The sequence below is a fragment of the Oribacterium sp. KHPX15 genome (assembly GCF_900107835.1).
Lineage (GTDB): Bacteria > Bacillota > Clostridia > Lachnospirales > Lachnospiraceae > Oribacterium.
Map to the genome: position 1 here is coordinate 89,249 of NZ_FNRG01000013.1, position 14,929 is coordinate 104,177.

At 39.1% G+C, this 14,929-nt stretch carries 16 protein-coding genes, 3 tRNA genes and 1 rRNA gene; all 20 read right to left on the reverse strand.

Annotated elements, in window-relative coordinates; translation table 11 throughout:
• Positions 1-91: 91 nt before the first annotated feature.
• Positions 92-1,459 carry a replicative DNA helicase gene (dnaB, locus tag BLV86_RS09570; RefSeq protein WP_031551369.1) on the reverse strand — a complete coding sequence of 456 codons (1,368 nt, stop codon included), beginning with the start codon at positions 1,457-1,459 and terminating at the stop codon, positions 92-94.
• Positions 1,460-1,483: 24 nt separating this feature from the next.
• Complete coding sequence (gene rplI, locus BLV86_RS09575; RefSeq protein ID WP_031551371.1) at positions 1,484-1,930, reverse strand: 50S ribosomal protein L9; 447 nt, start codon at positions 1,928-1,930, stop codon at positions 1,484-1,486.
• The gene (locus tag BLV86_RS09580) at positions 1,930-3,969 is read right to left on the reverse strand and encodes a DHH family phosphoesterase (protein WP_090816538.1); all 2,040 of its coding nucleotides are present in this window, start codon (positions 3,967-3,969) and stop codon (positions 1,930-1,932) included. Before BLV86_RS09580 ends, rplI begins: the two co-directional genes overlap by 1 nt.
• 160 nt (positions 3,970-4,129) lie before the next feature.
• Complete coding sequence (rpsR, locus tag BLV86_RS09585; protein ID WP_031551376.1) at positions 4,130-4,396, reverse strand: 30S ribosomal protein S18; 267 nt, start codon at positions 4,394-4,396, stop codon at positions 4,130-4,132.
• Positions 4,397-4,438: 42 nt separating this feature from the next.
• The gene (locus BLV86_RS09590; RefSeq protein ID WP_090816540.1) at positions 4,439-4,924 is read right to left on the reverse strand and encodes a single-stranded DNA-binding protein; all 486 of its coding nucleotides are present in this window, start codon (positions 4,922-4,924) and stop codon (positions 4,439-4,441) included.
• Between the two features lie 24 nt (positions 4,925-4,948).
• Positions 4,949-5,287, reverse strand: coding sequence for a 30S ribosomal protein S6 (rpsF, locus tag BLV86_RS09595; protein WP_031551383.1), 339 nt, complete (start codon positions 5,285-5,287; stop codon positions 4,949-4,951).
• Between the two features lie 124 nt (positions 5,288-5,411).
• Positions 5,412-5,609, reverse strand: a complete 198-nt coding sequence (locus tag BLV86_RS09600) for a DUF951 domain-containing protein (protein WP_031551387.1) — start codon at positions 5,607-5,609, stop codon at positions 5,412-5,414.
• A 69-nt stretch (positions 5,610-5,678) separates the two neighbouring features.
• Entirely contained in the window at positions 5,679-6,431 is a 753-nt protein-coding gene (locus tag BLV86_RS09605; RefSeq protein ID WP_031551390.1) for a hypothetical protein, read from the reverse strand.
• Positions 6,431-7,102, reverse strand: coding sequence for a TasA family protein (locus BLV86_RS09610; RefSeq protein ID WP_031551393.1), 672 nt, complete (start codon positions 7,100-7,102; stop codon positions 6,431-6,433). The genes BLV86_RS09605 and BLV86_RS09610 overlap by 1 nt, the downstream gene beginning before the upstream one ends.
• 130 nt (positions 7,103-7,232) lie before the next feature.
• Positions 7,233-7,655 (reverse strand): signal peptidase I, encoded by a 423-nt coding sequence (locus tag BLV86_RS09615; RefSeq protein ID WP_049962363.1) that lies wholly within the window; start codon positions 7,653-7,655, stop codon positions 7,233-7,235.
• 696 nt (positions 7,656-8,351) lie between these two features.
• Positions 8,352-9,074 (reverse strand): tRNA1(Val) (adenine(37)-N6)-methyltransferase, encoded by a 723-nt coding sequence (locus tag BLV86_RS09620; RefSeq protein ID WP_090816542.1) that lies wholly within the window; start codon positions 9,072-9,074, stop codon positions 8,352-8,354.
• Positions 9,075-9,076: 2 nt separating this feature from the next.
• Positions 9,077-10,048 (reverse strand): PSP1 domain-containing protein, encoded by a 972-nt coding sequence (locus BLV86_RS09625; RefSeq protein WP_031551402.1) that lies wholly within the window; start codon positions 10,046-10,048, stop codon positions 9,077-9,079.
• 128 nt (positions 10,049-10,176) lie between these two features.
• Positions 10,177-11,097, reverse strand: coding sequence for a DNA polymerase III subunit delta' C-terminal domain-containing protein (locus BLV86_RS09630; protein WP_031551404.1), 921 nt, complete (start codon positions 11,095-11,097; stop codon positions 10,177-10,179).
• The gene (locus BLV86_RS09635) at positions 11,060-11,644 is read right to left on the reverse strand and encodes a nucleoside/nucleotide kinase family protein (protein ID WP_090816545.1); all 585 of its coding nucleotides are present in this window, start codon (positions 11,642-11,644) and stop codon (positions 11,060-11,062) included. The genes BLV86_RS09630 and BLV86_RS09635 overlap by 38 nt, the downstream gene beginning before the upstream one ends.
• 172 nt (positions 11,645-11,816) lie before the next feature.
• Positions 11,817-12,524: a hypothetical protein gene (locus BLV86_RS09640; protein WP_090816547.1), complete on the reverse strand. Its 708-nt coding sequence runs from the start codon at positions 12,522-12,524 to the stop codon at positions 11,817-11,819.
• Between the two features lie 81 nt (positions 12,525-12,605).
• Complete coding sequence (locus tag BLV86_RS09645; protein WP_090816549.1) at positions 12,606-13,592, reverse strand: biotin--[acetyl-CoA-carboxylase] ligase; 987 nt, start codon at positions 13,590-13,592, stop codon at positions 12,606-12,608.
• A 667-nt stretch (positions 13,593-14,259) separates the two neighbouring features.
• A tRNA-Glu gene (locus BLV86_RS09650) sits at positions 14,260-14,331 on the reverse strand.
• A 5-nt stretch (positions 14,332-14,336) separates the two neighbouring features.
• Positions 14,337-14,407: transfer RNA gene (locus tag BLV86_RS09655), tRNA-Cys, on the reverse strand.
• 28 nt (positions 14,408-14,435) lie between these two features.
• Positions 14,436-14,508: transfer RNA gene (locus BLV86_RS09660), tRNA-Asn, on the reverse strand.
• A 70-nt stretch (positions 14,509-14,578) separates the two neighbouring features.
• Positions 14,579-14,929, reverse strand: a 23S ribosomal RNA gene (locus BLV86_RS09665); the annotation flags it as partial.

The following is a 14,929-nucleotide window of genomic DNA, read 5'->3' on the forward strand; positions in this document are numbered from 1 at the left end:
AAAATCAAACCTGTGGATACGAATTTATAAAAGTTTAATTAATGTCTGCTTTTCGAAAACATATCCACCTACTCATAATATCGGCATTTTATCATCCTTGATAACCGTTATCTCTGCCAGAATGATCCTGATTAACAAATCTTGTGTACTGAGGCTGCCATAACAGAGTTACCGTGCCTATAGGACCGTTTCTCTGCTTTGCTATGATGACTTCCGCCTCATTTGGATGCTCTGTATCCTTGTTGTAGTAATCATCTCTGTAAAGGAACATTACTATATCTGCATCCTGCTCTATTGCTCCGGACTCTCTGAGATCGGAAAGCATCGGTCTGTGATCAGGTCTTTGCTCGCAGGCACGTGATAACTGTGACAATGCCAGAACCGGACACTGCATCTCTCTCGCTATAGCTTTAAGGGATCTCGATATCTCAGAAATCTCCTGCTGACGACTGTCACCGCCTTTACCTGATCCTGACATAAGCTGAAGGTAATCGATAACTATCAGTTCAAGACCCTTCTCAAGTTTTACCTTTCGACACTTGGAACGCAATTCGGTTACAGTAATACCCGGTGTGTCATCAATTATGATGTTGGCATCAGAAACCTTATCCACAGCATTGATAAGCTCTCCCCAGTCTCCATCAGTCAGTGAGCCCTTTCTGAGCTTGTCCGCATCCACCAGAGACTCCATGGAAAGCATACGGTTTACCAACTGCTCTCTTGACATCTCGAGAGAAAAGATCATACAGGGTTTATGCTGACGGACTCCAACCGTATCCAGAATATTTAATACGAATGCAGTCTTTCCCATTGAAGGTCTGGCTGCCACAAGTATGAGGTCAGACTTCTGAAGACCGGCCGTTTTATAATCAAGATCGTAAAACCCCGTGGAAATGCCGGTGACCTGTCCCCCATTTTTAGCTGCTGCCTGTATGTTTTCAAGCACCTTCAATGCAACCGATGCAATGGACTCTGAGTCTCCGGTATTTCTGGTCTCAAGAAGTTTAAATATCTTCTGCTCAGTCTGTCCCAGAATATCATCAACTTCTTCATCGCCGGCGTAACACATATTGGCAATCTCTTCATTAACCTTTATGAGTCTCCTGAGGATGGACTTCTCTTTTACGATGTTGCAGTAGGATCTGACATTGGCACTGGTGGGCACTGTCATAACGATATCTCTTATAACAGAAATATCATAAACTTCAGCAGGGACATTATTCGTCTTTAATTTTTCTGATAATGTTACAATGTCTACCGGCTGATCATGATTGTACAGATCCCGCATCGCGTCAAACATCAAACTATACTGTTTCTGATAAAAATCATCCGGTATAAGAATCTCTGCAGCAGTGGAAACTGCCTCTTTATCTCTGAGCATTGCACCTATTACGCTCTGCTCTGCCTCCTGGCTGTGAGGAACGACCCTCATCAGAACATTATCTTTATTCTCTGCCATTTTTTCTTCCTTATAAGACTTAGGTTATGCGCTTATAACCGAAACATGAAGTACAGCTGTCACGTCCTTGTGAAGTTTGACATTTACATCGTAACCACCAAGATTCTTCATAGGAACATCAACAGAGAATTTCTTTTTGTCAACTTCAATTCCTGCCTGAGCCTTAAGTGCCTCCTGAACTTCCTTTGTGGAAACAGACCCAAAGGTTCTTCCGTCACTTCCGGACTTAACCTTTAAAGTAAGCTTCACCTGTTCGATCTTCTCCTTCAGAGCCTGAGCCTCCTCAAGCTTCTCCTGAGCTATCTTCTCTTCATTCTGTTTCTGTAACTTTAATGTATTCAGATTTTTATTATCTGCAATTACACCCGTTTTTGACGGAATAATGAAGTTTCTTCCGTAGCCTTCAGATACCTCAACAATATCACCCTTTTTACCAAGCGCTTTTACATCTTTTAATAAAATAACTTTCATTATGAAACTTCTCCTTCCTTTATCATCTGATCTACAGCGTCTTTAATCGATGCTATGGCCTCAGATACTGTGCCCTCTTTGAACTGCACTCCGGCGATGGTGCGGTGACCGCCTCCTCCAAGCTTTTCCATGAGAACCTGAACGTTCATTTCGTCTATGGAACGTGCAGAGACATATATTATATCATTATACAGCGTAAGCACAATGCTCGCCTTTATACCTCTTATATTCAGGAGTTCATTGGCAGTTTGAGCGCATACTACAGTCGGACTTTCAAGACCCTTGGAATCTATAGTGCTGAAAGCATAGGAATTTCTATAGATTTCAGCACTTGAAATAGCTGCAGCTTTGGCCTGATAGTCTGTAAAGTTCTCTCTGAAAACCTTACGTATTCTTGTGATATCCGCACCGCATCTTCTAAGGTAAGCTGCTGCCTCGAAGGTACGTACACCGGTCTGATTGGTAAATTCCTGAGTATCGATAACTATACCACCATACATAGCATCAGCTTCTGGACCTTTAACCTTTATACCGCCTCCTATGTACTGCATCATCTCTGCTATCATCTCACAGGCACTTGAAGCATAAGGTTCGCAATAACTAAGTACTGCGCCCTGAACAGATTCACTGGCCTGACGATGGTGATCAAATACTACGATGGTCTTGCATACTTTCAGAAGCTCCGGTTCATCAATAATGGATGGTCTGTTACAGTCGACCACCACAAGAACGGTATTGTTATCCACCATCTGGACAGCCTGGGGACCTGTGATAAACATATCCTCAGGATAATCATCACTTTGAAGGAATCTTTCCTTAAGAGGAAGGATTGTTGACGTGATAGTGTTTTCCACAATATAAGCTCTCTTACCGAGGGTAGTGGCCATACGGTATACACCTACAGATGCTCCCAGACAGTCAACATCGCTGTTTGCATGTCCCATTATGATAACCTTGTCCCTGGACTCCAAAAGCTCCTGGAATGCCTGGGCCTTCACACGGGCCTTTACTCTGGTGGTTTTCTCCTGTGTCTGAGCCTTGCCACCGAAATAGGTAATGTTTTCATTGGACTTAACCACAGCCTGGTCGCCTCCGCGTCCAAGGGCCATATCCATTGAGGTTCTGGCAAACTCATAGTTCTGAACATAAGATTCGGCACCATACCCAAGTCCTATACTTAAGGTTATGGCAAGTTCATTTCCGATATTTACCTGCTTAACTTCCTCCAAAATAGAAAATCTGTCATCCAGCATTTTGGATAAGAACTGCTCTTTCATAATGAAAAAGTACTTATCCTTTTCTATCTTTCTTATGAGTCCGCTAACCGTTGAAATATATCTGTTTATCTTTCTGTCGATAAGCGCGGTAAGAAGTGACCTTTTAACATCCTCTGTCTGTTCAAGGACTTCTTCATAGTTATCTATATATATAAGTCCTATAACGATATGTTCTCTGTCCAGAGCGAACCTGAGCTGTGTTTCCTCAGTCTCATCCCTGAGATATACAGCAATAGTCTTCATCTCCGGATTGTACAATGAAGGCATACTGCCGTCTTCTGTAGTAACCTTGGTTCTTATAAGATCCACAAGATACTTTCTGCCCTGATAGTCCGAGTGTAATTCCAGTGTGACATCATCTTCCAGAAACATATCTTCATGAATATTAGGAAACATCTGCATGATATTCCCTGCTGCAGCTTTGTCATCTCCGACTATTTCCTCAAAGCGCCTGTTGCCCCAAAGGACATAACCCTTTTCATCAACCATACAATATGGAGTAGGCATCTCATTAAACAGTTCTGAATGAATCGCACTTGCACCCATGGCGTAAGCCTGTAATGCAGCATGAAGCCTTGTCTTGCTGGTAATGTATATATACAATGCAAGAGCAATATAAATCATGAGAAAAGGCGCAAGTATCAAAGCTGCATGCGGTTCAAGAAAAGCCAATATAATGTTGGCGACCACAAGGATCATTGCCAGTATAAATGGCCATGAGAAATATTTTTCTATTACAAACTGTGGGTTTTTCATCTTCATTTTATATCTCCAAAAAAGCTAACGCTTTGGGAGGTATTATATCATAAACATTTTGATATGAAAATAAGACCGCGATGCAGGCTTATGCCTGCACAACGGTCTTATTATATCGCTCTTTTAAATCAGGTATAACCGGTCTGCACCGGTATATAACTACTGATTAGTCAACCTGATATGGAAGAAGTGCTACGTGTCTTGCTCTCTTAACTGCAAGTGTGATAGCTCTCTGGTGTGTTGCACATGTTCCGGTAATTCTTCTTGGAAGAATCTTACCTCTCTCAGAGATATACTTTCTTAATGTAGCTACATCCTTATAATCAATAGGCTTTGACTTCTCGCTGCAGAATACACATACTTTTCTTCTGCTGCGGAAACCGCCGGCTCTTCTGGGTCTTGAGCCACTTCTATCTGACTTCTGAAATGCCATGGTTAATCCTCCTTGTATAATACCACAAGGGTTTCCCTACGATCAATTAAATGGGAGTCCCTCGTCCTCTACCCCATCAGGTATATTCATAAAACCATCACCGATCGAGCTCATGTCCTGTTGTGAAGACATCTGATTTCCGGAGCCAAAACTCCTTCCACCTGAAAAGCTTCCACCATTTCCTGATGAAGCATTCTTGCTCTCTGCAAATTCCTGATTCTCTACAACGATATCTGTAGTATAGACCTTCTGACCATCCTTGTTTGTATATGAACCGGTCTGAATACGGCCTTCGATGCAGATCTTGGTCCCCTGATGAAAATACTTCTCTGCAAACTCTGCAGACTTACCAAAAGCAACACAACCGATAAAATCAGCTGTCTGCTGGTCCTGAGCACCTCCATCGGTTCTACGTACGCGACGATCAACTGCTAATGTATATCTCGCAATCGCCATAGAGTTTTCACCCTGTGAATATCTCACATCCGGATCTCTGGTTAATCTACCCATTAGGATAACTTTGTTCATTTTTTGTTCTCGCTTTCCGCTTGCTTACTCAGCTTTCTCTTCTGCAGCAGCTTCTGGAGCTACAGCCTCTGTCTCAGCTTCAGGCTTAACAACAAGATATCTGATAACTGGTTCCATAATGCGAAGACGGCTCTCAAGCTCATTTGGAGTTGTAGAATCACCTGTAAATGGAATGAAATAGTAGAAGCCTTCCTTCATATGCTGAATCTCATATGCAAGTCTCTTCTTGCCCCACTCCTGGATGTTCTCTCCAACAGTGCCACCGAAACGGGTGATATATCCCTTAATCTTTTCGAGAGCAGCTGTTCTCTCCTCATCTTCGAGCTTCGCACTCAGAACAACACATAACTCATATTTGTTCATCTGCTTTTACCTCCTTTTGGTCTCTGGCTTCCGCATCACGCGGAAACAAGGATTTTTATAGATACGGTAATGTATCGTAACAAAAAAGCTCTTAGTTTGCAAGCATTTTATTTAAATTTTTGTTTTACTGCTTATTAGTTTCTGCTTTTATTAATTTTTTAATCATGGAGTTAACTTTGGATCTTGGCAGCATCAAAATATGTCCGCATCCTATACATTTTATACGAACATCAGCCCCTGTCCTCATGATCTCCCATTCTGAGGATCCGCAGGGATGCTGTTTTTTTACTGTTATGATATCGCCTTTCTCAAGATTATCCATTGCTTTCCCCTTTTTTATTTGATTCTCAACTATAATAACCGAAACAGGTATGAAAATCTATATGGCTGATTAATCCATGCCATTTTCTTCTATCTCGCTGGCAGTACTTATATATTCCCCGGATATTCTGTTCAGTGTACTTTCAGTTGCCATATCAATGGATTCAGCTGTCTTTTCATAATTATCCGCTGTACTCTCAGTTGTCACATCAAAAGATTCATGTATTTCTTTATCATTATCTGTTGTATTATCTTTCACCATGGCATATTCTTCAGAATTATCCGAATACAGTTTTAAATCTTCGATGTTAATGTTTACCGTTTCAGGCTCCGTAACAAACCCGAAACTTCCATCGGGACTTGTGGATGCCGTATATTTAATACTTCCATTTATACTTATTGATCCTTCCGGTATTTCCTGAACGCCTGAAAATCTTATCCTGTATAATATATCCGTTGTTTCCTTACTTCCTAACATATCATCAGAATCCAATGTTTCTGATCCGGTTTCACTCACGGCCTTTTCTATTATTATATTTGCAGAATCAAATCTGTGGTTTATCTCATAAGTTATATTCTCTGACAGATATACAGGTACAGATCCTGTATTTTCAACATTTACAGAAAAATCAATTTCACTGTCATTACTGATTTCTTCAGGAAAGCTGTAAAAAACAGGTTCCGATACCTTTAATCCAATGTTGGCAGAATTTACTTTTATCTCCTCCTGCTTTTTATCAACATATACAGCGCCTGTACCACATATCATCATGAGAAATATTGTAAGGATCAATAGAGTACTTTTTATACTCTGTCTCAGCATTACAATCCTTCACTCTCTTCGTTCACCAATGCCGTTTCTTTAATAAACTCCCATGAGAGTGTATCATCTATATTTTTTGTCTGTATTCCATATACATCAGCTGTAACCAGGCAGGTACTGTCCATAAATTTGTTTCCGGCATTTAACCCGAGCATCAGCATTAAATCAACTGTACTTGTCTTATCTGAATTTGCTTCCAGAACACCGTTATTAACAACAAATTTTGCCTCCGTATTCTTTTTGGTCAAAGAAACAAACTTTATGTTATTCTCCTGAAGTTCCTGTATGCTTACATCATCAACAAAGTTCTTTCCGACAAATTCCGGATCAACCCTTCTGTCTTCTTCGTTTACGCTTCCGTCAGGATCCTGTATGAACCACTCAACCGTATCTGACATAGGCACTGAAGAAATAAGTGTGATTTCCGTAAATACCATTACATCTGCATCTCCGGTATTGCTGATCGTATAGCTTAACTCTTTACTGTCCCCCGGAAGCATATTATAAACCAGTTCTTCATTAAAATTTGTGGCATCAACTGTTATACCTAAATTCGCCGCAGTTGCCATAACAGAAACAGATTTCAAATCTGTAAAATATGCATATGTCCCTGTTATTGCTGAGATTATTGCCATTATCCCGACGGCTGCTGCAATTCTTTTCTTTTTCATATTAATAATTAACTCCTTTACAATGATAAAAAAATTTATAATCTGATATCCATTGTTTTATGCCCTCATCAATAACCTTCCGCTTTATGTCAGCTAATGAAAGGACTATTCATGACCGGCATTTTCAGGATCAGAACAGAATAATTTTCACTGTTCCAAAAATATCATTTTCCTGAAGCCTTCCCGGATCCTCACAATTGTTGGCATCGCCTTTTGTTATATATCCACCTTCGTCTTTACCAACGATCCGGTGAGTAACGTATTCATTCAATCCGAATTTATTTTGCCTGAACATAACGATGTCATTCACCTCCGGTGATCCTTCCTTCTCCTTGATCAATATTATCTTTCCTGAAGTAAATGTGGGCTCCATAGAATTTGATAAAACGACCACCGGTTTCCATCCGAACAGAAAAAATGGTTTACCCTGACCGGTTTCACGATAGGAGCAAACAATAACATAAAGAGCCGTTAAAATCAGGAACACTGAAAAGCCCGATGACAATATAGACAATATCCTGCAAATATTTACTTTTAATACTCCTGAATTCATTTGATTAAACTCCTTTTATCTATTACTGAAGAATCCATAAATCGTGATCCTGTATGCAGGTGTACCTTTATCCTGATATTAACTCCTGTTTTCGTACACCCGTGAATATTATTAAGAACGATTTCGATCCGGAAATCACAAGATCGATCATTTTATTTTTCTTACTATTGATATCTGTATAATCCTGCTTTAAGCGATCTCCTTTCTTTATTACCGCTTTAACCCTTAAAGCTTAAACCATCACTATTACGAGAGTGTCAGAAGTCGACATCAAATCATTCCGCACCCCAGGGCCGCTAAAGCTTCCTTACTTATGTCACTTATTTAACACACTTCCTTCTACAGACTCGCGCTTATAATCTGCAAAGTAGAATCATTTTTACAGTTAACATCCATCTTACGATGAACAAGTAAATAAAACCTGTGCCTTGTTATAGTTTTGTTTTAGGGATTATCCGCCTCTGTTCGATCGTCAGGAATCAGATTTCCTGTTTCAGAGACATTAAGACTATATTGAAATACATTCTTCTCAATATAGATATGAGATCTTACAAATACCTCGTAAGAAAAAAGCACGAGAAACTCAATAAAACAAAAAGTTTATTGATACTTCTCATGCTTGAAGATTATCACATTATATGTTTTTTTAAAATTGTCTAAAAAACGACCATAGTTCTTTTTCAGACTACATTTTTGTCAGGAAACCGCATAAATACGTAGTATTTCATCTGTATAAATATTTTTATCTTTATATACGATAAGCGGTTTTTCCACAATCAATTGGGTTTTTCCACCCTTTACAGCTTCCAGCAATACCATATTGGCTTCACTGTTTTCATAGGGATATACCAGTCTCATCCTCTTAGGTTCAAGCTGAACTTTCCTTAGCTCATTAAAGATATCCACCAGACGGTTAGGTCTGTGCACCATGTAGAACCTGCCGTTTGACTTCAGGGTCAATGCTGCTGCCGAACAAACATCAGCCAGCGTGCACATAACTTCATGCCTTGAAATAAGCTTTCTGTCTGTGGTATTCCGAAGTCCTGCGTTCATATAAGGAGGATTACAGGTTACAACATTCATACTGGAATTCATCCCCAGCTTACGTATCTCCCTGAGATCACCCTGTATTATCTTCATGCGTCCTTCCTGCTTATTCAGCTTCACGGATCTTTCAGCCATATCCGCAACATCCTTCTGCAGTTCAAGACCTGTTATATCTTTACAACCTGTTTTTGCTGCAAGTAAAAGCGGTACTATACCGGTACCGCTGCATAGATCAAGGAGCTTTGCGTCCTCATTAACCGATTGAAGTGCATAATTTGCCAGAAGGACAGCGTCCATTCCAAAGCAAAAACCATCGGTATCCTGGATTATCTTATAACCGTTACATTGAAGATCATCTATTCGTTCAGCCATTATTAATCATCCAGTCCTGATTTGGGATCACTTTTCTCAAGTTTCTCCAATGCCTCTATATCTTCATCTTCCTTTGTTTTCTGGGCATTTCTGTTCCCTTTACCGGATCCGTTTTTGGTATCCGGTTTTTTATCATTTCCGTTGCCGCCTTTTCTGCGTGGCTTAAACTTAAGCTCAGAAACCTTGTATTCCCTTAATTCCTTTTCATCCTCTTTTTCAAGATTTACTATTACCTTAACCTTCTGGTTAAGAACGGATACGGACGTAACCTCACCCTTCAGACCATCGGGAGTAGTGACCGTATCTCCCATCAAAGGGAGTCTGGAATTTAAAAATTCATATACTTCTTCTTCATTTTTCAAGCAGCACATGAGTCTTCCACAGACACCGGAAATATTTGTTGGATTCAGGCTGAGACCCTGCTCCTTTGCCATACGTATGGAAACCGGAGCGAAATCAGAAAGGAATGTATGGCAGCATAAGGGTCTTCCGCAGGAACCATATCCACCGAGTATTTTTGTTTCATCCCTGACGCCTACCTGCCTAAGCTCGATTCGTGTTCTGAATATAGAGGCAAGATCCTTTACCAAAGCCCTGAAATCCACTCTGCCATCTGAGGTGAAATAGAAAAGTACCTTACCTCTGTCAAAAGTATATTCCACATCAATAAGCTTCATATCAAGGTTATGTTTTCTGATCTTTTCCAGACAAACTTTAAAAGCTTCTTTTTCTTTTTCGCGATTTTCCTCGTGGTGCAGATCATCTTCTTTATCGGCTTTTCTGATAACAGGTTTTAACGGCTGAATGATCTTTTCATCTTCAGCATCACTGTTTCCCATTACCACAAATCCATACTCAACACCTCTCGCAGTTTCGACGATGGCGTGATCGCCTCTGTTAAACTTTATTGTTCCGGGGGCAAAATAATAAACCTTCCCCGCTGTTCTGAATCGTACTCCTATAACTTCTGTCATATATTCTCCCGGAATATTCCAATATTCCTTACTTTCTTAATCTATTTTCAATTTCAGCTGTACATCTGAGGCTCATCTAAAAATAAAGTTCTCGAGCTTAATACACTCATACACATATCTTATTGGATCTAAGCATTTTTCTGTCTGAGACTGAGCAAGAAATCTTCCAATAGTAACTCTCTGTTAACGTTAATAGATAAATCTCTTATGGCTTTTTCTACCAAATCTGTAGCCATGCCAATTTTTTCATAGCTCATAGAAAGAGACATTCTTATAATATCCTGTGATATCTCCTGTCCATACAAAAGCTCAATTTTTGACGTGCTTTTATAGCATAACACATCCCTTAAAAAAATTTCAATAAAGTGAAGGAATGTGTTCATGGGTACTTTCCACTCCTTACATACCTTATCAACAAAATCAAGTATCTCTTTGCCGTTTTTGAAAGTGATCTCAGATAGAAAATGAGCTGTATCCCTTGACCAGTCTTCCTTGATCATCTCTCCGAAAGTCTCTTTGATATCCTTTTCTCCGGCTTTTATCTCTATAACTCTGGAAAGAATAGTTTCAAGAAATGCATCCGAGTTTGTGGCCAGAAGCATTATCACCACATATTGAGGAGGTTCCTCCAATGTCTTCAGTAATGCATTCTGAGCCTGTTGATTCATACCTTCAGCATGTTCGATGATATATATCTTATAACTTGCCTCATAAGGTCTTATTTCAACTGTGCCGTTAACATTATTCCTTATGTTTCCTACCGATATCATTGTAGGATTATCCTCAGGTCTGTCAGGAATTATCTTTATAAGATCCGGATGCTCGTTATTCTGAACCCTTTTTTTTACGCTGCTCTCCCATTCCTCTCGTGAAGAAAAATTTCTATCCTTAAAAATCGGTACTGAATCATTGTTATCTTCTAATGCCGGGTCCGTCAGCAGAAGTTTTTCAGCAAAAGCAATGGCATCGGCTTTCACCATTGCCATGTCTTCACCCTCTATCAGGTAAGCATTATATATTTGGTTTTCCGGTATCCTTAATGATTTCATCTATACAATCTTCCAGCACTATATTCACGTATCTTTTGGTAATATCTGCCTCTTTTAGTTTTTCTTCGGAAAAATCCTCATTATCAGCATTAAAACGTCTCATCATTTCATCAAGTTTTGGTTGATCTTCACGAAGCTCTCGTTGTTTTGCCCTCTCAAGCCTTATATCATCCGGAACCTCAATATATATAGGCATCACATTTTCTTTTCCGAAATAATCACGGGTGCTGATGTAGCTTTGAAGAACACCTATCATTAAATAATCATTTCCGGATCCCAGATCAATCTGACCGTCATCCATGGTTCCATAGGTCCAGGGTCCGTACACAGTATTATAGGTTCTTTTTTCTATGATCTTACCGGCTTTTCTGAATTCTTCTATCCTGGCATCATTTACAAAATGATACTCTACTCCCTCAGATTCACCCTCACGTATAGGTCTTGTGGTATATGGCGTAACTTCTTTCCATGAGGGATTTAATTCCTTAAGACGTTTATATATTGTATCTTTGCCACTGGCTGATTTTCCAAATAAATAGTAGATCATTTTACCTCATAAATGCATTCTTTTCGCAGTTTATTTCTGACATACAGGTGTTAATCTGAATGGCTCCAAAAAATATCCAGATTAACATATAATTATGATCCTGGTTTTATACGTTGATACCTGACAGCTTCATTTTCAAACACGATAAATGAAGCATGATACTATTACAATGTTATGCCGTCGGTCCGTTATTGCTTATCTCTACATTATCACCGATAACTGCTATTGGACTTTCATTAATATTATTGTCTCCGGCTACCGGACCATCTCCTATAACACCATTTCCGGTATTTTCAGGCATAACTCTTGGTTTTTCAGCCTCATCAGTATAATCAGATTCTTCATAATCTCTGTCTTCAATAGTCTCAGTCTTTTCTTCCTTTTTCGAAGGCTTTGATGAATCCGGTTTTTTTTCTGATTCAGATATATCTTCTTTCTTCTCGCTTCCGGATTTTTCAGGATTATCTTCTTCCTTCTCGGTGCCTGGTTTTTCAGGACCATCTTCTTTAATTTCTTCTTTATTTTTAGATTCTATTTCCTCGATTGAAGCCTCTACTGACTCAATTAATTCTTCCACCTCATCAGCAGTAGTTTCCACAGCCTGAGTCTCTGTAACCTTAACTCTCACACTTGTTGTCTCAGTCACAGTTTCTGATTTTGTATCCGCAACAGTTACTGTGATAGGTTCATTAGATTCTGTTTCAGATAAAGTAACTCTTAAATCCGGAAGGGAAAAACCATCAACATTCTTGAATACAAAAAATGCTATCAATATTGCGACTATCAACATAGAAACTGCAAATAATATCTTAAACAAATCTCCAACTAAAGTCGCTTCCTGTTTTTTCTTTCTTTTTGTAACTCTTTTATTGCTGCTCATTTCTTTCCTCAACTATTATTCATATGAAAACAAAATGACAGAATATTGGTAAACCATAGTATTTGCAGGAGCCATCCCATATTATAGAACAACCGATTCATCCAGTCTTACCGAAACCTCACCAAATACTAATGTATTTACACTTCCATCTGCTTCAGTTATTTCCAAAGTTCCATCTTTTCTTATACCTGTCGCTCGCGCCTTTCTGATATTCTGACCATCTATAACAAGAATATCTTTACCCGGGACGATATTTTTCTCGATATATTCACCGGCCAGTTCTTTATCATTGGCGATATTGTAAAACTCCTTTATTATTTCAGCTGCTAACCGATTTCTGTCAATGCTGACTCCTTCTGATTTTTTCCCAAGAAGTGAACCTGCTTTCTCCTTTATATCATCAGGAAAACCATTTTCCGGTTCATAAATATTAACACCTATTCCAACCACTATGTATTCCATACTTCCGGATTCCATACTGGCTTGTCCTTCTGATAATATACCGCAGATTTTTTTATTCTTATAATAGAGATCATTTACCCATTTGATTGAAAGCTCTATTCCTGTTACATTTTTTACTGCTCTGTAAACAGCGACTGCAGACTGTGCAGTAAGGATAAGATTATCAATTACTGTTCCTTTAGGCCTTAACAATAAACTTAGATAAAGTCCGGTACCTTTAGGCGAAAAAAAGCTTCTTCCCAGTCGTCCCTTACCACCTGTCTGATAATCCGATACTATGGTAGTACCTTGTTCCGCATGATCATTAACAGCATATCTCTTTAGTACATCATTGGTACTGCTTATTTCCTGAAAAACTTCAACCAGATATTTATCAGTTTTAAGGTAACCATAAATACACTCTTCAGATAATACATCTGAATCCTCAGATAATTTGTATCCTTTATTTTTAAGGCAATCTATCTGATATCCATCTTCTTTCAATTGATTTATCGCTTTCCAAACAGCTGTTCTTGAACATTTTAATTTTTCAGCAAGATTCTCCCCGGATATATATTTACCCTTATTTTCTTCCAATAAACTTATCAACGACTTTTTTACAGTCATATCCACCTCCCGGAAAGCAGAATCCTTTCTGACGGGTAAATAATACCAAAATTTAAAAATATATACAACAGACTCACCTTTCAGGCTTTTTTCATATAACAGAAGTTTTTCTTATTATTTTAATCCAATGTTATAACGGCAATAAAAAAGGATCCTTGCTGCGGGATCCTTTTCTTATGATATTTACTTGATGATTATATTATTTTTGTATCCACATAAAGTACATTTCTCTGAGTTTTACATAATTTCTATTATAAGATCCACCATATTATGATACATTTTTCATCTCCTTTATCCTGAATTTCAATTCACATAGATTTAGGTTATAAACATATCCCTGCATATTATTATGAGATATTTGTTATTGTGAATCGATTTATGGAATCTTTTGAAAGAGATTATTAGAAACTCTGAACGGTAATTGAAATATCTTTATGTTTTAAGTATAAAGCTAATGCTCTAACTCATTATCGCTCATTCAAGCGCAAGATGATTATATTATGAACTTCAAAATTTTCATATACTCTAAATTCAGACTATATTCAGAGACTGTATCCAGGCAATAATTCATTTGAATGATAGTACTTGGCATCAAATTGGCATCAATGCAATAAAAGACTACTCAGATGTAAAAAAAAAGCCTCAAGAAAAACTTGAGACTTAAGTATGACGCCAACGAGATTCGAACTCGTGATACCACCGTGAAAGGGTGGTGTCTTAACCACTTGACCATGGCGCCAAAAAAGGCGAAAACCGGATTCGAACCGGTGATCAGGGTGTTGCAGACCCACGCCTTACCACTTGGCTATTTCGCCTTATAAAGAAAGCATATTCATGCTATCGCGCCTCCAGATGGACTCGAACCAACGACACCGCGGTTAACAGCCGCGTGCTCTACCGACTGAGCTATGAAGGCAAACAAAATATCTGCTCTATATAATATCATCTATTAATTTGAATATCAACATCAAACCTTTCCAGCCATTTTGGACAAGCCCTCGACCTATTAGTAACTATCACCTGAATGCTTTACAGCACTTACAGCTTAGCCCTATCTACCTCGTAGTCTTCAAGGGGTCTTACTCTTAACGATGGGATATCTCATCTTGAGGGTGGCTTCACGCTTAGATGCCTTCAGCGTTTATCCAGTCCCGACATGCCTACCCTGCACTGGAGTTGATCTCCAACAGGTCCAACAGAGGTCAGTCCATCCCGGTCCTCTCGTACTAAGGACAGCTCCTCTCAAATATCCTACGCCCGCGCCGGATAGGGACCGAACTGTCTCACGACGTTCTGAACCCAGCTCGCGTACCGCTTTAATGGGCGAACAGCCCAAC